Annotated in this window: 11 protein-coding genes; 3 read left to right on the plus strand and 8 right to left on the minus strand. The window is 64.9% G+C overall.

Annotated features, from left to right (window positions below; genetic code table 11):
- Window positions 1–217 precede the first annotated feature (217 nt).
- Both DIZ26_RS00915 and DIZ26_RS00920 read left to right on the plus strand, forming a co-directional pair.
- Window positions 218–1,417, plus strand: a complete 1,200-nt coding sequence (locus tag DIZ26_RS00915) for a thiolase family protein (protein ID WP_112236657.1) — start codon at window positions 218–220, stop codon at window positions 1,415–1,417.
- Window positions 1,414–3,528 carry a 3-hydroxyacyl-CoA dehydrogenase NAD-binding domain-containing protein gene (locus DIZ26_RS00920; protein WP_112236658.1) on the plus strand — a complete coding sequence of 705 codons (2,115 nt, stop codon included), beginning with the start codon at window positions 1,414–1,416 and terminating at the stop codon, window positions 3,526–3,528. Before DIZ26_RS00915 ends, DIZ26_RS00920 begins: the two co-directional genes overlap by 4 nt.
- Before the next feature lie 63 nt (window positions 3,529–3,591).
- Here DIZ26_RS00920 and DIZ26_RS00925 read toward each other — a convergent pair whose 3' ends face one another.
- The 5 genes from DIZ26_RS00925 to dxs all read right to left on the minus strand — a co-directional run bounded on the left by DIZ26_RS00925 (window position 3,592) and on the right by dxs (window position 11,256).
- Window positions 3,592–4,896 (minus strand): basic secretory protein-like protein, encoded by a 1,305-nt coding sequence (locus DIZ26_RS00925; protein ID WP_112236659.1) that lies wholly within the window; start codon window positions 4,894–4,896, stop codon window positions 3,592–3,594.
- Between the two features lie 104 nt (window positions 4,897–5,000).
- A complete protein-coding gene (locus DIZ26_RS00930) occupies window positions 5,001–6,482 on the minus strand; it encodes an amino acid permease (protein ID WP_112236660.1) in 1,482 nt (493 codons plus the stop codon).
- 71 nt (window positions 6,483–6,553) lie between these two features.
- Window positions 6,554–7,852 carry a hypothetical protein gene (locus DIZ26_RS00935; RefSeq protein WP_232828069.1) on the minus strand — a complete coding sequence of 433 codons (1,299 nt, stop codon included), beginning with the start codon at window positions 7,850–7,852 and terminating at the stop codon, window positions 6,554–6,556.
- Window positions 7,853–8,024: 172 nt separating this feature from the next.
- Window positions 8,025–9,401, minus strand: a complete 1,377-nt coding sequence (locus DIZ26_RS00940; RefSeq protein ID WP_112236662.1) for a gluzincin family metallopeptidase — start codon at window positions 9,399–9,401, stop codon at window positions 8,025–8,027.
- Window positions 9,361–11,256, minus strand: coding sequence for a 1-deoxy-D-xylulose-5-phosphate synthase (gene dxs, locus DIZ26_RS00945; RefSeq protein WP_112236663.1), 1,896 nt, complete (start codon window positions 11,254–11,256; stop codon window positions 9,361–9,363). Before dxs ends, DIZ26_RS00940 begins: the two co-directional genes overlap by 41 nt.
- A gap of 189 nt (window positions 11,257–11,445) precedes the next feature.
- Between dxs and DIZ26_RS00950 the strand changes: the two genes are divergently transcribed.
- A complete protein-coding gene (locus DIZ26_RS00950; RefSeq protein ID WP_112236664.1) occupies window positions 11,446–11,949 on the plus strand; it encodes a DUF402 domain-containing protein in 504 nt (167 codons plus the stop codon).
- 316 nt (window positions 11,950–12,265) lie between these two features.
- On the opposite strand, the gene DIZ26_RS00955 is transcribed toward DIZ26_RS00950, so the two are convergent.
- The 3 genes from DIZ26_RS00955 to DIZ26_RS00965 all read right to left on the minus strand — a co-directional run bounded on the left by DIZ26_RS00955 (window position 12,266) and on the right by DIZ26_RS00965 (window position 21,723).
- Complete coding sequence (locus DIZ26_RS00955; protein WP_112236665.1) at window positions 12,266–12,718, minus strand: hypothetical protein; 453 nt, start codon at window positions 12,716–12,718, stop codon at window positions 12,266–12,268.
- Between the two features lie 2 nt (window positions 12,719–12,720).
- Window positions 12,721–18,624, minus strand: coding sequence for an RHS repeat-associated core domain-containing protein (locus DIZ26_RS00960; RefSeq protein ID WP_198675816.1), 5,904 nt, complete (start codon window positions 18,622–18,624; stop codon window positions 12,721–12,723).
- Between the two features lie 411 nt (window positions 18,625–19,035).
- On the minus strand, window positions 19,036–21,723 hold the full coding sequence (locus tag DIZ26_RS00965) for a LamG-like jellyroll fold domain-containing protein (protein WP_112236667.1): 2,688 nt from the start codon (window positions 21,721–21,723) through the stop codon (window positions 19,036–19,038).
- Window positions 21,724–21,880: the final 157 nt, after the last annotated feature.

Below are 21,880 nucleotides of genomic sequence, written 5' to 3' on the forward strand. Positions count from 1 at the left end.
GCTCCAGCGAAGCACGTGGGTCCCGACGGTTCCAGGACGTACCTGACTTCCAGCATGCGCCTGATCCCCGCCTGATGCCACGCCCTGGCGAGACCGGCTCGCGCCGCTTTCGGAGCGCGCTTGTGAGCAGCGGCACAGGCGTGCCTGCTGGGCGGTTGTGTTACCGACGGGTAGCATCGAACCTGCTCCACATCCCTGAACCACAGAGGAGGGCCTCGTGCCCCGTGAGATCCGCGATGTCGTGTTCGTCGACGGCGTTCGCACCCCGTTCGGCAAGGCCAAGGGCCAGTACGCCGAGACGCGCGCCGACGACCTCGTGATCAAGTGCATCCGGGAACTGCTCCGGCGGAACCCGTCGCTGCCCCCGGAGAAGGTGGACGAGGTTGCGATCGCGGCCACCACCCAGATCGGCGACCAGGGCCTGACCATCGGCCGGACCGCCGCACTGCTGGCCGGTCTGCCGAACACCACGCCCGGCTACGCCATCGACCGGATGTGCGCAGGCGCGATGACCGCTGTCACCACCACCGCCGCCGGGATCGCCTTCGGCGCGTACGACGTGGTCGTGGCCGGCGGCGTCGAGCACATGGGCCGGCACCCGATGGGCGAAGGCGTCGACCCGAACCCGCGGATCATCTCCGAGAAGCTCGTCGACACCTCCGCGCTGGTCATGGGTTCGACCGCCGAGAACCTGCACGACCGGTATCCGACGATCACCAAGCAGCGGGTGGACGCGTTCGCGGTCGCCTCCCAGGAGCGCGCCGCCAAGGCGTACGCGAACGACCTGATCCAGCCGGACCTGGTCCCGATCGCGACCCGCTCGGCCGAGCACGGCTGGGGCTACGCGACCACCGACGAGCCGATGCGCCCGGGCACCACGATGGAAGACCTGGCCAAGCTCAAGACCCCGTTCCGCCCGCACGGCCGGGTCACCGCGGGCAACTCGGCCGGTATCAACGACGGCGCCACCGCGTGCCTGCTGACCTCCGCGGAGGCAGCCGCCGAACTCGGCCTGACGCCGAAGATGAAGCTGGTCTCGTACGGCTTCGTCGGCGTCGAGCCCGAGGTGATGGGCATCGGTCCGGTCCCCGCGACCGAGAAGGCGCTGAAGCTGGCCGGCCTGACCATCGACGACATCCAGGCGTTCGAGGTGAACGAGGCGTTCGCCGTACAGGTGCTGGCTTTCCTCGAGCACTACGGCATCGCCGACGACGACCCGCGGGTGAACCCGTACGGCGGGGCGATCGCATACGGACACCCGCTGGCCTCGTCCGGCATCCGGCTGATGAACCAGTTGGCCAAGCAGTTCGAGCTGCGGCCCGAGGTGCGGTACGGCCTCACCACCATGTGCGTCGGCCTCGGCATGGGCGGCACTGTCATCTGGGAGAACCCGCACTTCGAAGGGGCAGCCGCATGAGTCTGCAGGAACTGATCGACGAAGCGGTCGCGATCGAGAACGACGAGCTCGTCACGCTCGCGCCCTCGCGCGACGTCGTGCTGCCGAACAAGGCCGGCACGATGGCGCTCATCACGCTCGACAACGGCCAGGACCACACCAAGCCGAACACCTTCGGCCCGCGCGGTCTGGCCGAGCTGGACAAGGCGATCGAGGCGGCGCTGGCCCGCGACGAGATCGTTGCCATCGGCATCACCGGCAAGCCGTTCATCCTGGCGGCCGGCGCCGACCTGACCGGCGTACCGAAGCTGACCGATCGCGAGCAGGCGCTCAACCTGGGCCGGATCGGCCACGGCGTGATGCGCAAACTGCAGGACGGCGGGAAGCCTTCGTTCGCGTTCGTCAACGGCGTCGCGCTCGGCGGCGGACTCGAGGTCGCGCTGCACGCGTCGTACCGGACCGTCTCGGTCGCGGCCGGGATGATCTCGACGCCCGAGGTCTTCCTCGGATTGCTGCCGGGCTGGGGCGGCGCCTTCCTGCTGCCGAACCTGATCGGCGCCGACAAGGCCGTCAAGGTCGTGGTCGAGAACGCGCTGAACCAGAACAAGATGCTCAGCGGTCCCGAGGCGGTGAAGCTGGGCATCGGCGACGTCCTGCTGGATTCCGCCGACTTCCTCGAGCAGTCGTTGCTGTGGGCAAGCAAGGTGCTGACCGGGTCGGTCGTCGTCGAGCGCCCGGAGATCGACCGGGGCGACGCCTGGGACGCGGCCGTTGCCCGGGGCAAGGCTTTTGCGGACCTGAAGGTCAGCGGTGCCGCGCCCGCGCCGTACCGGGCCCTGGACCTGATCGCGGCGGCTCGCGACAACGATCGCGACCGTGGATTCGCGGCCGAGGACGAGGCGCTCGCCGACCTGATCATGAGCGAGGAACTCCGCAGCGGGCTCTACGCCTTCGACCTGGTGAACAAGCGGGCCAAGCGTCCCGCCGGCGCGCCCGACAAGTCGCTCGCGCGGCCGGTGACGAAGGTCGGTGTCGTCGGCGCCGGTCTGATGGCAGGACAGCTCGCCCTGCTGTTCGTACGCCGGCTGGAGGTGCCGGTCGTCTTGACCGACCTCGATCAGGAGCGTGTCGACCGCGGCGTCGGATACGTGCACGGCGAGATCGACAAGCTGCTCGGCAAGGGCCGGCTGCGGACGGACAAGGCTTCTCAGCTGAAGGCTTTGGTCAGCGGTTCTGTGGACCGTGCTGTCTTCGCGGACGCCGACTTCGTGATCGAGGCGGTCTTCGAGGAACTCGAACTGAAGAAGAAGATCTTCGCCGATCTGGAGAAGATCGTCCGGCCGGACGCGATCCTGGCGACCAACACCAGCTCGCTGTCGATCACCGCGATGGCTGCCGAACTGGAGCACCCGGAGCGCGTGGTCGGGTTCCACTTCTTCAACCCGGTCGCGGTGCTGCCGCTGCTGGAGATCATCCGCGCCGAGCAGACCGACGACGCGTCGCTGGCGACGGCTTTCGCTGTCGGCAAGACGTTGAAGAAGTCGTGCGTGCTGGTCAAGGACGCACCGGCGTTCGTGGTGAACCGGCTGCTGACCCGCTTCCTCGGAGAGGTCAGCGCGGCGGTCGACGAAGGTACGCCGATTCCGCTTGCTGACAAGGCTTTGTCGGCTCTCGGGCTGCCGATGCCGCCGTTCGTCCTGCTGCAGCTCGTTGGTCTCCCCGTTGCGCTGCACGTCGCGGAAACGATGAACCGGTCGTACCCGGATCGCTTCGCGGTGTCGGAGAACCTCGCCAAGGTCGTTGCCGCTGGCAAGAGTTCGTTCTACGTCTGGAGCGCCGACGGCAAGCCGTCGGTCGACCCGGAGGTCGAGGCGATCGTCACCGTCGGCGACAAGCCGTCCACGCCCGAGGAACTCCGCAGCCGGGTACTCACCGCCCTGGCCGAAGAGATCCGCATCATGCTCGACGAAGGCGTCGTCGCCGAACCCCAGGACATCGACCTCTGTCTCCTCCTCGGCGCCGGCTGGCCGTTCCACCTGGGCGGCATCACCCCGTACCTCGACCGCTCGGGTATCTCCGAGAAGGTCAACGGCAAGCGTTTCCTCCCCAAGGGCATCGCCGGCCTCACCTGAGAACCGCTGGGGGCCGGCGCGGACCGGAAGCCCACGCCGCCCCCCAGCACTCAGTACGACGAATCAGCCGCGCCAATTCTTCACGGCCGCGGCCAAAGCAGTTGGGGTTTTGCCGGTGTGCCTTTTGATGATTGTTTCGTAGGCGACCGGGGTGGTGTTGTGGGCGGATAGGTCGGCGTACAAGGCTGTCAGAGCTTTTGTGCCTTTTGTTGCCGCCAGGTATTCCGTGGTCCACCAGGAGAGGCCGTAGGCGCGGTCGCTGTTGGCGTCGAAGTCGGCGGTGGTCGGAAGTGCCTTCAAAGACGGCAGGTACTTCGAGCGGACGCGTTTGCGGTACGGGTCGACCGTCCAGTGCGGGTCGTCCTCGATCGAGCGGCAGCGGACGTATTCGGCGAGTCCTTCGACCAGCCAGATCGGCGTCCGGTGGTTCATCGACGCGGTGGCGACGTGCGTCATTTCGTGGACGAGCAGATCCTCGTCGGTGCGTTTGCGGTACGCCGGGTTGACGACGATCCGGGCTCCGACCGGCGCCGTGGTCTTCAGGCCGAGCGGCTCCCCGTCGTACAGGCTGACTGCCTTCGCGGCGATGGTCCAGCCGTCGCCCCGACCGGCCGTCCAGAGCAGACTCATCACCTGCGGCTCGCGCATCGCGACGACCATCACGGCACCGTTCCACGGCCGCGACCAATGCCGGAGGACGGCGTCGACCGCGCCCTGCGAACTCCGCGCGATCTGCGCGCCGAGCGTCGCCTCAGCCTTCTCGACGACCACGACCACATTGTCGCGACGCGTCACCGAGATCTCGCCGTAGTCCCACGGCTGCCGGTGACCGTCGCGACTCAGGTATTCGTCGAGCGCGGTGTCGGACACCAGCACCCAGCGGTTGTCGCGCCGGGTGAGCGAGTAGCCGAGGTCGGTCTGCACCGGCGCGTTGTCGAGCCCGGTCAACTGGTACCGCATCATCACCCGGACCGAGAACGTACCGGCGCCGTACTTCGCCACCACCGCCGGCGCCTCGCGTTCGGCATCCACGAAGTAGTTGAGCTTGGTGAACGGGAACTCCCGCAGGTTGGTGAACAGCGTCCGCTGCTCGCTGACCAACGCCGGCTGCTTCGGATCGACGATCGCCAGGAACCCCTTGAGATCGCCTTTCAGTACGGCGGTCGCCCGCTGCGCGAGGAGCACGTCGACCTCACGCTTGCGAGCAGCCTTGTCGGCATCCGACGCGCCTTTGGGCGTCGCCTCGACGGCAACCGCCGCACCCGCGCCGGGCGAACCGTGATCACCGCGAGTCGCCGCGACGACTCCCGCAGTACTCGCGACGGCGAGCGCCGCGAGACCCGCGATCAGTCGCCCCCGCTTGCTCATCCAGCTCTCCTCGCCCCGTTGCCGAGCGAGGGGATCCTACTCCCGAAGCCGACGCCGGCCGCGCCCTCGTGATCACCGAGGACGCGGCCGGTCAAAGGAGCTGGTCAGGCCCGGGTGCTTTCGCCGGTGCGCTCGGTCTCGCCGGCGCGGCTCTTGCGGTACCCGTAGAGGCCGTAGAAGACGAAGCCGAGCACCATCCAGATCGCGAACCGTAGCCAGGTCTCCAGCGACAGGTTCAGCATCAGGTAGATGCAGATGAGCGCCGCGAGGATCGGCACCACCGGATTACCCGGGACCTTGAACGCGCGCTCGATGTCGGGGCGGCTCCGGCGCAGCAGCGGTACGGCGATCGACACCAGGGTGAACGCGGCGAGCGTGCCGATGTTCACCATCTCCTCCAGCTTGCCGATCGGCGTCACGCCGGCCACGATCGCCACGACGATGCCGATCCCGATCGTCAACCGGTACGGCGTACCGAACTTCGGGTGCGTCTTGCCCAGCTTGGCCGGCACCAGGTGATCCCGGCTCATCGCGAACACGACCCGGGCGGCGCCGATCATCAACGTCAGCACGACCGTGGTCAGACCGGCCACCGCGCCGGCCGAGATCAGCGTCGCGAAGCCCGGCCTGCCGACCGACTTGAACGCCTCCGCGAGCGCCGCCTCGCCACTGATGTCGGAGTACTTGACCATGCCGGTGATCACGATGCAGACCGCGACGTACAGCACCGTGCAGATCGCCAGCGAGCCGATGATGCCGCGCGGAAGGTCGCGCTGCGGGTTCTTCGCCTCCTCGGCGGTGGTCGCGACCACGTCGAACCCGATGAACGCGAAGAACACGAGCGACGCCCCCGACACCAGCCCCATCACCCCGAACGTCGACGGCGTGAAGCCGAACAGTGCCTGGAACAACGGAGTGGTGATGGTGACGTCGCCGCTCTTGGCCGGAACGCTCGGCGGGATGAACGGGGTCAGGTTCGAGGCCTTGATGTAGAACAGCCCGGCGATGATCACGAACAGCACGACGAACAGCTTCACCGCAACGAGCGCCAGGTTGACCCGCAGCGACTCCTTGATGCCGATCGTCGCCAGCGTCGCCAGCACGAGGATCAGCAGCATTGCCAGCACGTTCACGTTGCTGTCGGGCCCGATCGAGTCCGGCCAGCCGAGCCCGATCTCCTCGAGGAACAACTTCGCGTACGTCGACCAGCCCTGCGCGACCACACTTGCCCCGAGCATCAACTCCAGCAGCAGGTCCCAGCCGATGATCCAGGCGAAGATCTCACCGATCGAGAAGTAGGAGAACGTGTACGCCGATCCGGAGACCGGGACGGTGGAGGAGAACTCGGCATAACACAAGGCGGCCAGCGCACAACAGACCGCAGCAAGGACGAAGGACAACGCGATACTGGGCCCGGCATAAGCCTTCGCCGCGCGCCCGGTCAGCGTGAAGATACCCGCCCCGATGATGACGCCGATCCCGAAGACGGTCAGGTCGAGGGCGTTGAGGCGTTTCTTGAGCTGGTACTCCGGCTCGTCGGTGTCCGCGATCGACTGCTCGATCGTCTTCGTTCGCAACAGACTCATCTGTACGCCTCCTCAGCTCGGACGGAACCCTCCGAGCCTGCCTGTCTGACTTCCCGAGGTCAATCCGCCACTCAGCGTGGCGGGCGATAGTCCTTGAGTGCCAGCCACAACGAGGCTTCCGTGTACCCACTCCTGGTCAGCAGGATGCGGTCCCGGGCCGCCTGATCGGTACCGTTGCGGGCCAGGTCTTCGTACAGGTCCTCGACCGGCTGCAGCCCGATCCGGGAGACCAGGAAGCGGACGGCCAGCCAGCTCACGCCGTACACGTCGGTGTTGGTCTGGTAGAAGCCGGCGTCGGTGGGCAGCGCGCTGAGCGTGGGCATCGCGTCGTCGATGACCTCCTGCTCCCACTTGCCGACCTCGCCGGGTCCGCTGATCGCCTCGATCCCCCGCCAGGACACGTACTCCGCGGCGCCCTCGGCCAGCCACAGCGGCTCGTACCCGCCGAGGTCGGCGGTCGCCACGTGGGTGATCTCGTGCGACAGCAGGATCTCGTCGATCCGGTCGCGCTCCTTCGGGTTCACCACGATGTAGGCGCCGGCCACGATCCCGTCGGCGGTGTCCTCACCGGGCAGCGACGAGAACGTCGATCCCGCGCTCGCGGCCGACTCGATGTCCTCGTCGGCGAACCGGGCGTCCCGTACCTCGGTGTCGTCGAGCGCCGCGATCAGCACCGACCCGGTCCATTTCCGCGGCCAGTACGCCGCGACCTCGGTCAGCGCCTCGGTCGCCTCGGTGACGATCGACCGGCCGCGCTTGGTGTCTCCCTTGTCGACCAGCACCAGTACCCGCGGCCCGCGGTGCACCTCGATCCGGCCGAGATCCCAGGGCTCCTGGTGCGCGCCCGGGCCGAGGTCCTTGTCGAGATCGTTGTCGTCGGCCAGGATCCAGCGGCCGCCGCGGTTGACGAAGGTGTAGCCGAGCTCGGTGGACACCGGAGTCATGTCGACGTTGGGGATCTGGTAGCGCATCAGCACCCGGACGAGGTACGTCGTGGTGCCGTGCGCGCGCACCGCGTCCGCGTCGAAGCGCTCCTCGGCCTGGCTGTAACCGATCTCGCCGAACCCGATCTCGACCAGGTTCGCGAACAGCACCTTCTGCTGCTGACGCAGTTTCGCGTTCGCCGGGTCGACGTCCTGGAGGAACAGGCTCTCGTTGCCGATCCGGACCGCACGCGCCCGCCGGAGCAGGATGGTGTCGATGGCCAGCCGGCGCGCAGCGATCGCCGCCCCGGTCTTCGACGGCGGCGTGTTGCCCTGGTTCGGATGTTTCGGCGGGGTGGCGGTCGTGGTGACGGGAGGCCTGGCCCGGGCATCCCGTTCCCGGTCGTGAACGGCGTACCCGACACCACCCGACACCAGGGCGACCACGACAAGAAGGCCCAGCCAGCGGCGGGGCCCGTGGGGCGGAACCTGAGTGCCTGGCGGTGCGGCACTAGGTGGTGTCAAGCTCACGTCGGGTCGATTCCTCCGGTCCGCCCGTCTGCTACAGCCCGGCTACCCTACTCGGTCCGGCCGCCTCCACCACAAACCCGCCGGGGCATCACAGTCCCGCCGCTGCCCGCAGGACCTGGAACAGGCCGGCTTCGGTGAGCCCGAGGTGCTCCTGCATGATGCGGTCCCGTTCGGCCTGGCTGCTGCCGAGGGCGGCCATCTCCTGGTACAGCGTGGCGACCTCCGTTCCGCCGTACTTGTGGAAGAGGTAGTTCATCGCCAGCCAGGACAAGGGGTACGAACTCGACGCGTTGGCGAAGAAGGTCGCGTCCGTCGGCAGGCCCTTGGCTCTCGCGAGGTACTTCGTCCGGACCTTCGCCTGGTACTTGTCCAGCGCCAGATCCTCCGCGCCGTCCATCGGCAGGAACTCGACGTACGTCGCGGCGCCCTCGACCATCCACCGCGGCGCATAGGCCCCGTACGGCGCGGTCGCGACGTGGGTGAACTCGTGCGCGAGCGTCCGGGCGTCCACCTTGGCCCGGTTGCGCGGGTTGATCACGACGTACGAGTCGGCCCGCTCCCCCATCCCGCTCACCTCGCCCGGCAGGGTGCGATAGACCCAGGTCGCCATCGCCAGCGCGTCCTCGGCGTTCTTCGGCAGGGAGTAGTCGGCGCCGCGGACCACCTTGTCGTCGAGGGCGATGACGAACCCGGAGCCGCTCCAGCCGCCGGGCCAGCTCGCGCTCACGGCCTTCACCGCACTGACCGCCTTGGCGACCAGGCTGGTCGCGAGCTGGGTCTGGCCCTGCTCGACCACGACGAGCACTCGCGGTCCGCGCTTGACCAGGACCCGCCCGATGTCCCAGGCCTCTTGGTGCGACCCGCGCGGCAGTTGGCGGTCGAGGTCCGTGTCGGAGACCAGCATCCAGCGGCCGTCGGGACGTTTGGTGAAGGTGTAGCCGAGCATCGTCCGGACGGGAACCGGGTCGATGCCCTCGATCTGGTACGCCATCGCGACGGTCACGGCGTACGTCGACGGGCCGTACTTGTCCACGAGCCGCTGGTCGAACTGCTCGTGGAGTTGCTCGTAGCCGAGCTTGGCGAACCCGAACTGACGAAGGTTGCCGAACAGCATGCGTTGCCTGGCCAGCAACGTCTTGTTGCCGGGGTCCACGCTTGCCAGGAACTCCGGCTCGTTGTCCTGCTGCACCGCCTGCGCCCGGGCGGCGAGAACCTTGTCGACACCCGCTGTTCTGGCCGCTTCATCCGGGCCGCCCGGGGCGCCGGACGAGGCAGCCTGAGACTTGTCGGGGCCGTTGGACCGGGATTGGTGCAGGGCCAGCCCGCCGGCGACTGCGGTGGCGACGAGAACCAGCGAGAGGAACAGCGGCCAGGCCCGCTGTTGCCGGGAGGCCGCCGAATGACGGCCCCTCGCCGGCCCCGCGTCAGGCCCCGCCGGGCCTGCCGCTCGCGGTGTCTGACTCACTGGCGATCGCGTCCCCTTGGTGCTTGGCGATCATCTCGATCACGTCCCGGGCCAGCCCTTGGCCGGTCAGCCCGATCTCGGTCAGCACCGCGGCCCGCTTGGCGTGGTCGAGGAACTGCTGCGGGATGCCGAAGTCGCGCACCGGCGTGGTGACGCCGGCGTCGCGCAGCGCCTGGGTGATCGCCGATCCACAACCGCCGGCCCGGCCGTTGTCCTCGATCGTGACGACGAACTTGTACTTCCCGGCCAGCTCGACCAGCTTCGGGTCGACCGGCTTCACCCAGCGCGGGTCCACGACCGTCACGCCGAAGCCCTGGTCCTGCAGCCTGGTGGCGACATCGATCGCGGTCGCCGCCATCGAGCCGATGCCGATGATCAGCACGTCGGTACCGGTGCGGACCAGGACGTCGCTGCCGCCCAACTTGTCGATGGCCTCGATGTCGTCGAAGACCTCGCCCTTGGCGAACCGCAGTACGGTCGGGGCGTCGTCGACGTCGACGGCCTCGTTCAGGAGTTCCTGGAGGCGTTTGCCGTCGCGCGGCGCGGCGAGCCGGAGGCCCGGAACGACCTGCAGGATCGACATGTCCCACATGCCGTTGTGGCTGGCGCCGTCGTCACCGGTCACGCCGGCCCGGTCCAGCACGAAGGTGACGCCGCACTTGTGCAGCGCGACATCCATCAGCAGTTGGTCGAAGGCCCGGTTGAGGAAGGTCGCGTAGAGGCCGACGACCGGGTGCATGCCGCCCATCGCGAGCCCGGCCGCGCTCGTCACCGCGTGCTGCTCGGCGATACCGACGTCGAAGATCCGGTCCGGGAACTCCTGCGCGAACGCGGCCAGCCCGGTCGGGTGCAGCATCGCCGCGGTGATCGCGACCACGTCCGGCCGGCGATGCCCGATCTCGACGAGCTCCTCGGCGAAGACGTCGGTCCACCCGCGCGGCTTGTTCTTCGGACGCACCTGGTGGAAGTTGTCCTCCTCGTCCTGCACGGCGGCGGCGTACCCGAAGCCCTTCTGGGTCACCGCGTGCACGATCACCGGGCCACCGAACTGCTTGGCCTTGGTCAGAGCGTCTTCCATCGCCTGGCGGTCGTGGCCGTCGACCGGGCCGACGTACTTGAGGCCGAGATCCTCGAACATCCCCTGCGGGGCGAGCATGTCCTTGAGACCCTTCTTCACCCCGTGCAGCACCTCGTACATCGGCGGACCGACGTACGGCGTACGGCCGAGGTTCTTCTTCACCAGGTCGAGGATCTTCTCGTACCTCGGGTTGGTGCGCAGGCTGGTCAGGTGCGTGGCCAGGCCGCCGACCGTGGGGCTGTAGGAGCGGCCGTTGTCGTTGACGATGATGACGAGCTTGAGGTCCTTCGCCGCCGCGATGTTGTTGAGCGCTTCCCAGGCCATGCCGCCGGTGAGACCGCCGTCGCCGATCAGGGCGACGACGTGGCGGTCCTCTTTTCGCAGTCGGTAAGCCTTTGCCAGGCCGTCGGCGTACGAAAGTGAGGTCGAGGCGTGGCTGTTCTCGACGAGGTCGTGCTCGGATTCCTTCTGGCTCGGGTAGCCGGACAGGCCGCCCTGCTGACGGAGCGTGTCGAACTTGGGCGCTCGCCCGGTCAGGAGCTTGTGCACATAGGTCTGGTGACCCGTGTCGTAGATCAGGCGATCCTTCGGCGAGTCGAACACCCGGTGCATCGCCAGGGTGATCTCCACCATGCCCAGATTCGGCCCGAGGTGCCCGCCGGTCCGCGACACCGTCTCGACCAGGACGTCGCGGATCTCCGCGGCGAGCTCCGTCAGCTGATGGTCGGTCAGACCCTTCAGGTCCTCCGGTCCTCCGACCGTCTCCAGCACGCGCATCGAGCTCCTCCGCAGGTTGTCCTCGAATGCTTGAGTCTATGCACGGAGCAGCCGGATTCCGAACGCGGAGCGGGTGACTGTGCGTTTCTCACACTCCGGGATGAGGGTGACCTCACCTGGCACACGAGCCCACCGCCGTACCGAGCCGCTTGCTCGCTTGCGATCTCGACCTCACCTACAGTGATCGGCATGGAGCTGGTGAGGACACTCTTCTGCAAGTACGACGGCACCCCTCACCGCCTGATGGACGCCATCAACCTCGGCGAGGACGAACACGGCCTCTGGACCGGCTCCCTCCCCGGCGCCCGAGCCCAACGCGCCGACGGCACCTGGGTCACCATCGACCACCACCGAGTCCGCCTCTTCCCCCGGGGCCTTTGGTGGAGCGCCCTCTTCAACGACGCCCCACACAACACCTTGGTCTACTGCGACATCACCATGCCCGCAGAATTCGGCGTCAACTCAGTCACCGCCATAGACCTGGACCTAGACGTCCGCCTCCTCCGAGACGGCACAGTCCACGTCATGGACGAAGACGAGTTCGCCGCCCACCAGGTCCTCTACTCGTACCCCGCCCAGGTAATCGCCACAGCCCAGGCCACCTGCACCTGGATAGCCACCAACATCACCACCGCCGAGCCCTTCACCACCACCTTCAAAACCTACCTAGACACCCTAAAATCCCTCGCGTAGCCGGCCACTTCGCGGCCTTCCTACGTCAACTGCTCGCCCCACCCACCCAAACGCCGCTCCTCCGTCGCGGCTAACCGTCGCCAGGCTGCACTTCGTTCGTCAGAGAACCGATCCCCGCCTCCGATCCCCCCGGGTCTCGGACGTGGGCGAGTCATCGAAAAAGCGCGAACTCCGACGACGGCAGGGACTTTGGCCTGTCGACCTGGGGTATGTCTTCGAAGGTCGAGCGCCGCCTCACCGCCAGATCACGAACTACGGCTGGAGCGCTAGGTCAGTCGCCATGCGCGACCGTGAACTTCACCAACTCCCATCCCCACTATTTCGAAATATCCCACAGAGTATCCATAAAATACGCCGACAGGCTCTCCCACTCCTTTGTCGCATCGCCGTGAGCCTCGCTGTAGAACCTGACAACGGGTTCCGCGGCCAACACATCCGGAAACCAAGCAAATTCATATCCCTGATGCATCGAGATAACCAGGCTGTTGGCTTCGAGCTGGATAGCGGATCCATTTTCCGCCAATAAATCCTTCGCAGATTCTTTTAGATCTAGAATCTTGGGGTAATACGCATCTGTTCCGGCCTGGAATCCTCCTGCGTGTTTGCCCATACGTTGCAGGAAAATGCGATACTCATATGGCATCGTGGGCACCGCTTGCCGCGTCAACAGCTCCTCTATCTCTGAGTCTGAGCAGCCGACGAACTCCGACTCAGGTACCCCCCGGCGAATCAATTCCTCAACGACCCGCTCGAAATTCGGGCGACTCACTACTATCTACCTCCGCTATAGACTTGAATATTAATATTCGGGAACCTCCATTTAAATTGGTTAATTACGTCGCTGCAAGAAGGACATACAGTGCGTTCACTGTACATACTAACAGTCCCCCTTGAGGTCGACTGCGACATCGACGCCACCTTCTCGAGAATCTTCCATTCTGTGTCCGACGCTCGACGCAGGTCTCCTGACCCGCGCCAGAACATCGGATTCTTTGGCATTCCGACGAAACCAGCTCGAGGCGCAACTCCACTAACGGCAGCCATCTGCCCGGACTCTCCGTCGATCGAAAACTGAGCGACCGCCAGATTCCGATCCTTCCCGATACCACCGCCGGCGCGAAGCGTTTCGGCCAACGTTGATAGAGCCGCGCGCTCCCTTTCTGCTGCCGTGCCTACTCTCGCTACTCTTGCGGCGATCGCCGCCGAGCGTAGGGATGCAGCAAGCTCGGGCAACATACCAAGCTCTAGCGGCAGATCGAAAGCCAAGCCGGTCAGGAGCAGGTCGCCGAATTCCTTCTCCATTGGCTTATAGCGATACGGGCCGTACATGCCGGCGTAGCCCTCCGGCATTACGCACCCCGGTCCACCGTAACACCCAGCAATCTCGAACATTCGGTCTGGATGCGGCCGACCAGGTGGAGTATACAATTCATTATCATCGTCGTATTTCGACGAGTTACTCGAAGATTCACTTGAGTTCGACTGCGATGGTGTCGGCTGGTGATTGTTGTGAGGGGCCGGTGGTGGCGCCGGTGTTTTCTTGCCTGGGTTGCATCTGGACTCGCCCTCGAGGAGGGGGCAGGTGCCGTCGGGGTCGGAGAGGGTAACTGGGTTGTTGTTGGCGTAGGTGTAGGCGAGGAGGGATTGCGGGTCGGCGGTGTTGAGGATGGGGTCGACGCTGAGGAAGCGGCCCGTGGTCGGGTCGTACTCGCGGGCGCCTACGTGGGTGAGGCCAGTGTTCTTGTCTTCGGGTTTGCCTAGGAAGCCGTGGGTGTCGGACCAGGTCGCCGTCGCGCCGCGCGGGGCGCCGAAGGGGGTGGAGTAGCGGGTGGTGGCTGCCTGCGTGGTCTTGTCGGCTGTTACCTGCGAGGTGTTGTGGTTGTCGGTGAAGAGCCAGTTGAGCTTGTTGGCGCCTGACCTGACGGCGATGTCCTTTCCGCCGACCGAATAGTGGCGTTGGGCGCTGACTACCTTCGCGCCGGAGGAGGTTGCGACGGTTACCTCGAGTGAGCCGACGAACAAGGTTGTCTGGTCGGCCGATTTGCGAAGTAGAAGGTTGCCGTCGGCGTCATAGATGTAGTTGGTGTCTCCGGACTGTGCCGACAACTTGGAGAGCTTGCCTTCGCTGTTCCACGACAGGGTCTGCTGCCCGGTGTCGCCAGGCCGGGTTGCGACTCCACCAGTTGGGTTGTAGGTGTAGGTCGCGTCCGGCTTCGGCGCGGCGCCGGTGGTGGCGACCTTCGACAGCGAGTGTGTTCGCGTTGTGTCGTAGGTGTAGGCAGAGGTCGTGTCGCCTGTAGCCGTGTGGTTGGTTTCGGTCTTGCGCAGGCCGGTGGACGAGTAGGTCCAAGACTGCCAGTACGGTGCCGCACCGCCGAGACTGGACGCTGTTGGGGCCGCAGCGCAGTCCTTACTGGCCGGCGTCCATGCGTCGGTGAGTCGGCGGTGACCGTCGTAGTCGTAGCACTGTGTATCTGGCCCGACGTCGTTGGTGTCCTTCAGCACGTTGCCTGCCGGGTCATAGTCATATCTGTGACTCGCCAGGTAGGACGCGGTGAGCGCCACCGCGCTCGCGGTGAGCCTATGAGTCCCGTTTTCGTAGGACTGTTGGATCTGAGGGTCGCTGGTCTCGCTGCCAAGGAAGTAGGTGAGAGGGTCACCCAGTTTGCTGTAGTCGATGTCACGGAGATAGGGCGAGTCCCCTCGCATCGACAGCGGCTGCCCCAGGCGGTTGTACGTGTAGTCGAGCTCTTCCGCCGCGACGGTGCCGCCGCCCGGCAGGTAGGTGAGGTTCGGGGTCTGCTGATCGGGGGCGTAGTGAATGTCTGTCCGGTAACTGCGGGCCAGATCGGTACCCTCTGCGCTCGGAATCACCACTGAAGTCGCGGTTGGGTTGTAGAGAACATTTCGAGAGATGACCAGATTCTTGTACTGCGGTCCGGTCTTCCCGATGGTGTATCTGATCGATCCCTGCGGCTGGCCAAGGTTGCCGACGCCGTCGTACAGCCAGCTCGCCAGCAACTGCCCGTCGGTCTTGGCGCCCTCATGGAGGGTGACCTTGCGGTCCAGGTTGTCGTAAGTGGTCAGCAATGTCTGCTGGTTCGCGTCGGTGCTCGAGATCAGCCGGTCGGCATCGTCGTATCCGTACGTCGTGGTGCCGGCATCCGGATCGGTCGTTTGGACTTTGCGACCCATCAGGTCGTAGGTGTTCGTCCAGCTCGAACCCCCGCTGACCAGCTTCGTCATTCGGCCGGCCAGATCGTAGCTGTAGTTCGTCGGGATGTATCCCGACGTGACAACGTTCGAGTCGTACTCGCGGCGCTCGACCACCTGTCCGCGAGCATCGCTGATCTCGGCGGTGGCGGGTGCTCCCGCCGGCGGGAGGGTCGTTACGGTGTCGCCGCCGTAGACGGTGCGGGTCGACCACTTGTCTTGGGCCGCCGACGCAAATGTCGATTGGATCAATCGCTTGGCGCCGTCGTAGGTCGAAACAGTCTCTGCGAGAGCCTCCGCGTCGAGTATGGAGACGAGGGTTCCGCTGGGTTCGGTGGAATTCCAGACGTCGCCGTTCTGAATGATGGCCAGGCCGCGCGAGTCATATTTGGATTCCGCGATGACTCGCCCTCCGTCAGCTGCCGGGCTCTGAGTCTGGCGTGGCCGGAGCATCGCGTCGTATAACGCATAGCTACTCAGGTATCCGGTCGTATCGGCATTCAACGTCTCTGTGCGGACCGACGAGGCGACACCTGCGGACAAGTTGTAGGTATAGCGAGTGTTAGGGCCGTCGGTGCCGGCCTTGCGGTTCGGAAGCCAGACGCCGGTCAGCCGGCCCATCGTGTCGTAGGTGAGCTCGGTGACCTTCTGGTTCGGGTCGGTGACCTTGCTGGACACACCCCACTCCGGCAATAGATCCGTCTTGGTAGTCAGTCTGACCGAGGTTCCACCGGAAGCGACGACCGGCGGTTGCTGAACCACGGTCTGGGTCAGAGGACCGGGTCCCGCCGGCGTGTAAGCGGTGTCTGTCGTCCTACCAAGGACGTCTGTCGTTGAGGTGACTCGTCCGAGCGTGTCGTAGACATTGGTGGCGACAGTTGAGTACTGCGCGTGGCCACTGCTGTCGTACCCACTCAACCGCTCGACGAGCCGCACGTCACCCTTGGTCGGGGCGACACCGAAGCCGCCGCTGTCGTACGACGTCCGCGTGTCCGCCAGCGCACGTTCCTTGGGGGGATCGGCCGAGTCAGCAACGCACAAGCCGGTCGAAGTGACGACGCGCGATGGGTAGGCAACCATCCCTGTCGTGCTGTTCGAGGCGTAGGTGGTCAACGTGCAGGTCTCGTCATTGAGCTTTGCCGCGTCTCCGCCGTCCTGGCTCTTCACCGGAAGACCTGTCGCGTCGTCATAGGCAGTGGTGACGGTTCGGTACATGGGGTCGCGCCCGGCGTCGCGGGCGGTTCTCGACTGGCTTGACGACGTCTTGGCGAAATCGGAGCGGATGACAAGGGCCGGATCGTGGTCCGGATCCGTCACCGAGGCGGGCTCGACCGTCTGAGTCGCGGTCGTCTTGGTCCAGTAGTCAGTGATCGTCCCTGACACCTCGGCCGTGCTACCGGCCGCCTGGTAGGTGATGCTCTCGCGTGGTTTACCGGCCAGTGCAGGCGCATCCACCCGAGTTGTGCCCGTGCTGTCAGCCACAACCTCAGCCTTGGTGCCCCCGGCTGACAGCCGATCACCGTCCATTCCTCGGAAGTAGGTTGTAACAACCTTCGTCGGGATTCCGGGTTGGTTGCTGTCGCCTTCGCTGACGGTCACCGTCTTGTAGCCACGCCAGTCCGACCAGTTTCGATGCTTCTTCGGAATGAAAGCGTTCTCCTGGTAGTGCCAGGCCGCGCCACCCGAGTAGATGTAGTTCGTGACGACTGGATCCCCGCCCCCAGTGGGGTCACTGACCCGAACCTGATCGACTACGTAGCGATGGAACCAGTCGTCTCTTTCGATGTCGTTCTTGAGAGTCCATTTCAACGGATAACACCGCATCGTGTTGCGGTCAGCCGCCCCGGGCATGTGCGTGTTGGCAACACATTCCGGATCCGCGTAGTTGATCGTGATCACCGCACCGGTTTCGGTCCAGATGTTCCCGACCCGCATCTTCATCATCGGCGAGATGCCATCACCGCTGCTATCGACCCGGTTAGCCAACGGCTTTTCACCAAAGGTCACCTTCAAAGGTGTCGCGGGCGTAACCGAGGATGCAAGACCGGTATGAGTGATCGACTGAAGCCAAAGCGCGTTGCCCGCAAGAAGATCGCCGCTCGGAGGGAAGGTCTGGGTCAGTTGCCACTGGTCGACAGGCGCGGATGAAGAGCCCTTGAGCACCTTGGTGGTGATCTTCTGAAGCCGCCGCCGGGAGAAGAAGGTCGGAGCAGTGTTCTTGCAGGCGGCACCAGATGCGCAGATCTGATCGAATGGCACATCCGGCCACTTGTATGCCGTGGTGCTGGTGAGAGAACTGCAGTCGGCGACCACACACCGCTCCTGCGTGTCGAAGTCCACCTGCATCGGAGCGTTCGCGGCCAAGGTGCCCGCCGTCTGGCCATACTTAATACTGGTGAGATACCCGCCGCGCGTGTACGCAGCGGTAGCCGTCGTAGCGCCGTACTTCGCGTAGTAGTTGGTCTCCTTCGCGTACCACATCGTCATCGCGTTGCCGTGTGGATCTACGACATAGTCAAGATTCCAACGCCAGCCCTGGTCGCAGAAGGAGGTTGAGAAGTCGGATTTGTAACACTCCTCGCCGCTCTTGTCAGCGAAGACCGGCACGGTCCAGACCGAGTTCGTCGGCGTGCTGCTGGTCAGCCCCGGAAGTACATTCCGACCGAAGAAGTACTGCGTGCCGTCCTGGGTCGTGACCTTCCAGGCTTCATTGTTGTTGTCCGAATTCTCACCGGTGACCTTCTCGACCTTTGAGCCGTCGTCGTCCTTCAGCCGCCAGGTCGAACCCGACTTCACCAGCTCGTTCGATTTCCCGTTCATCACCAAGGTGGCGTTGTCATACTTCCAGCATTGGTCGTACTTGCCAGTGTGGCCCTCGTCGCTACAGTTCGCATACCTCCGCTCGACGTACGACTCGCTGAGCTCGAAGCCCTCCCCCACCCATGAGGGTTGATTGTTCGAAACGGCCGTGCGGCCGTCGACGGACTGTGCGGAGTACTGGAGTTCGAGGCTCGGCGAGGGGCCGCCCGTCGCCGGGGGGACTCTGAACGGGTATGACCAACTGAAGTCACCACTCGATGAGCCTCCGACCCAACTCGATGCCGACGACAACTTGGTGGCCGCATAATCGCCTGAACTTGATGCCGCAGAAGCTGTCACAGCCAGAACCTGCTCAGTTCCGCTGACGCTCACAGGTGCGCTCAGCTTCTGCGCGCGTGCATCATTGGTCGACCCCAGCTCCGTAGCCGTCAAACAGCCGGCATTCTTAGGGGTCGTCAAGGCACAGCGCGGCAGCGAGACGAGCCGAAGTCGCGAGCGCCAGTCGCCGCCGTACGCTTCGGCGAAGCCCGAGTAATCGACCGTAACCTGGGTGACGCCAGCTTCGACCCGCTGATCCGCACGGGTCACGGTCAACAGAACACCGTCGATCCCGGTCCGCTCGGCCTTTGCATGGTCGAACACACGCAGCCTCAGTTGGGACGGCGCAGTACCTGCCGCGCTCTTGAGCCCCGGCGGCGTCGACACCGAGACCGCAGCCGATCCGGACCTTCCGTCTGTTGCCAGTGCTATCCGGTCTGTTGCCTGCGGCCACACTGGCGCTTTCACTACCGGTGCAGGAGCCTCCGCTGCAGCCCGGCGAGCAGCACTCTCCTGACTGAGCCTCTTGTCTGCAGGCTTGACATCAATCGACTTCTCGCTTGGCCTCGGCACTCGGCCCACGGCGTCTGCTACCGCGGCCGAGCCTGTCCCAGCTTGCAGACCCGCGATTAGAACGGATCCCGCCGCGACGGCTGCGACGAACTTTCGCGCCCGAATACGAGCAAACCTGCCGATCATTGCCGATCTCCTTGCTCGCATGTCGCCAGTCATCGGTCAGCCCTCCGCATTCGGACAGGTCTGCGGATCCAGGTCGGGATACTCCCTGCAAATGGCAGGACCTTCGATATAGCCCAGATAGACCCGCAAGTCATCCAGTTGCCCCGCGAACTCGGCACCTGATGCACGCCCCTTGCCCACAGCCGTGGTGTCACCAGATCGAAATGGCGAGCCAGCGGAAACTCGGTCACCCGGAGCTTTGTTCACTGTCACGCTGACCACACCAGGATCTGTCTGGTTGGTGACCGCCTCACCCTGAGCGTCGTATCGACCGATCAACAGTCGCCAGCCGCCTGCCGCATCGCCGATGTCGTCGCGATAGACCGAGATGTCCTCTTCTGTCGAGTTCGCCCGCGCCCGGGCGAAGACCCACTGCCCAATGGCTGCGTCCAAGGGTTGCCATTCCAGTCGCCACGCGTCACGATCGGGCCCGGATTGGCGCGCAATCACGACGCGTTTGGTCGGATCCCCCAACTTCACCCAGGCGCCGACCGAGAAACTGGCGTCCCCATCGACCACCGGTCTTGACAGCACCATGGATTCGCTTGCCGAACCAGCAAAGGCGAGCACCCGGCCACGCCCTGGCTCCTCGCCGTCATCCACGAATGCTGTCGATTGATCGCCCACGGATCCGAATCCCGACATCGTGAGATCTGCGCCGCTCACTGTGTCCGGAGTACGCCAGGCGCCATCAGTACCCTGTGTCGCGTTGTCCAACGGCCAATGAGCAACGAGGCTGACAATAGACTCATCGGCGGTCCGGGGATTGGCCGCTGCCCCCACCGCTTGCGCGTTCAGTCCTCGCTGCCAGATCTGGAGGGAGTCGATGGATCCCGCGAATCGGTTCGTGTAGGCACTGTTGAACTTCCCTTGCCCGATGCTCAGCGGCCCGGTCGCCTTCCATGCCGAATCCGGGAAGTTCACGTTGCCGGCGGTCTGAAGCTTGCCATTCACGTAGATCTGAATCTTCCCCTGACCCTCGTCGAAGACACCTGCGATGTGCGTCCAGGCATCCAGCACCGCTGGCTGATCCGACTTCGCCTGAACGATGGCAGGCGCCGCTACGTCCGTCTTCATACGAAGGAATACCCAACGATCCAGCGATGCGGAGTAGTACAGCTCGAACGCACTGCCAACCGCGCCGGATGCGGCGGCGACGACCGCCTCTTTCTTGGCGGTGAGCCGGACCCAGGCAGAAACGGTGAAGCTGTTCGAAGTGTCCACGACAGGACCGGACGACTGGGCGCTGTCATCGACACCGTCGAGTGTGAGCGATCCGCCCGAGCGGCCAGTAGAACCGAAGGTTGCGCCGCTCAGCGTCAAGGGATGTGCAGGCGTTGCCGCATCCGCCGCTACTGATCCCTGCCCGTCATCGAACGACCAATTGCCCACTGGCGGCGAGGCTTGGAGAACATTGACCTTGAACTCTGTGGTTTCGCTGGGGTGTCCAGCGGCGTCGTAACTCACGACAAACAAGCGGTTATATCCCTCTTGCGGTGGGATCAGCGCACGCACGACTGTGGCACCGGAAACGCTGACCCGCGAGACCTCGCCGACCCACCAATATTCTTCGCGAACAACATCTGTTGACCCAGGCTTGATCGTGAAGGTGATCGCCTTCCCATAGGCCACCTTCGGCTCGCAGACGGTGGTTCCTTTCTCAGCGCAGTCCTGCACCTTCTCCGTTCCGTCCATCGCGCCAACGGCCGGCTTTTGAGGCGCGAGGAGGTCAACCTTGAAGTAGCACGATGCCGAGTAGGCCGATGTCAGTGCACCGGTTGAGCTGTATGGGTAATAGGTGCGCGCTCTGAAATGAAAGTTGGTACCATCCAAGTTTCTGCTGTCCATCGACACGGGACTGGCGACTCCAGGAGGTCCCAGCCCCATCCTGGTTGTACGAATCAGCGTGTTGTCCTTGTAGAGCTCGTATTCGACCTGAACTCCTGCTCCAGTGTCGTTCGCCGTAAGTCGAGGGACTGCGGTGAGCTTGATAATTCTCGCGCCCACGGTCGGCGCCGTCGCGGCGCCGTCGCAACCCAGGTTGGGGTCCAGCAGGCCAACGTTCGTCGGAACGGCCGGCTGGGAGACGTAGTTAACCTCGAGTTGGCCGGTCGAGTTGAACTGTTTCCAGGCGATCTCGTCGGTCTCGTCGGTGGCGCGGAGTCGGAACGTCGAGGTGCCGTAGCCCTTGGTTGCGGTGTCGACCATTGAATTGGTGACAGGGAACTCCACGTACGCATCCGGGCAGGAGGTGTTGTACCCGTGAGCGAAGCTTTGGCTGCCTACCTCCAACTGGTAGGCGGGCTGGTTGTTCCAGGTGGTGGCGGTGGAGAGCGGCGCAGTTCGGCTCACCGAGACCGAACGTGCTGAGCAGCTCGCGGAGTGAACCTCGTAGGTCCGGAGGGTTGCCCCGAGCACCCTCTTGCCGGCGAAGCCCCGGGTATCGAACTGGAAGTACGAGCGGACGATCTTGTGCTGTTCGAAATCCTCGTTACCGACGCCGAGGCTGTGGGTGGTCTTGTAGAACGAAGTGGTCGGGTAGATCTGCCAGACAGCCGCCCACGCCGTACGGCTGACAGTTGTCAGAACCGGATCGAGAACAACTGGGTAGACGGTCGACGGCGCCGCGAGCAGGCCCGCGTTGGGAACCAGCGTCAGTCCCGTGCTGTCGCCACTCAGGTCCATCTCAGCGACATGAGTTCCATCTGGGCCATCCTCGACGGCTTGGGCAGACGAGCGGACGGTTGTGTCGCTTCCGGCTGAATACTGACCCTCTGGTTCCGGCGGAATTCTGACCCACCCATGACGATCATGAGGTGTTGAACGTGGAGGACTGGGCGGA

It is taken from the genome of Kribbella monticola (assembly GCF_003261635.1).
In the GTDB taxonomy this organism is placed as follows: Bacteria; Actinomycetota; Actinomycetes; order Propionibacteriales; family Kribbellaceae; genus Kribbella; species Kribbella monticola.

Excerpts from the sequence above, each read along its gene's own strand:
- DIZ26_RS00920 (WP_112236658.1), top strand. The coding sequence starts at position 1,414 with ATGAGTCTGCAGGAACTGATCGACGAAGCGGTCGCGATCGAGAACGAC.
- DIZ26_RS00925 (WP_112236659.1), bottom strand. The coding sequence starts at position 4,896 with ATGAGCAAGCGGGGGCGACTGATCGCGGGTCTCGCGGCGCTCGCCGTC.
- DIZ26_RS00930 (WP_112236660.1), bottom strand. The coding sequence starts at position 6,482 with ATGAGTCTGTTGCGAACGAAGACGATCGAGCAGTCGATCGCGGACACC.
- dxs (WP_112236663.1), bottom strand. The coding sequence starts at position 11,256 with ATGCGCGTGCTGGAGACGGTCGGAGGACCGGAGGACCTGAAGGGTCTG.
- DIZ26_RS00950 (WP_112236664.1), top strand. The coding sequence starts at position 11,446 with ATGGAGCTGGTGAGGACACTCTTCTGCAAGTACGACGGCACCCCTCAC.
- DIZ26_RS00965 (WP_112236667.1), bottom strand. The coding sequence starts at position 21,723 with ATGGACCTGAGTGGCGACAGCACGGGACTGACGCTGGTTCCCAACGCG.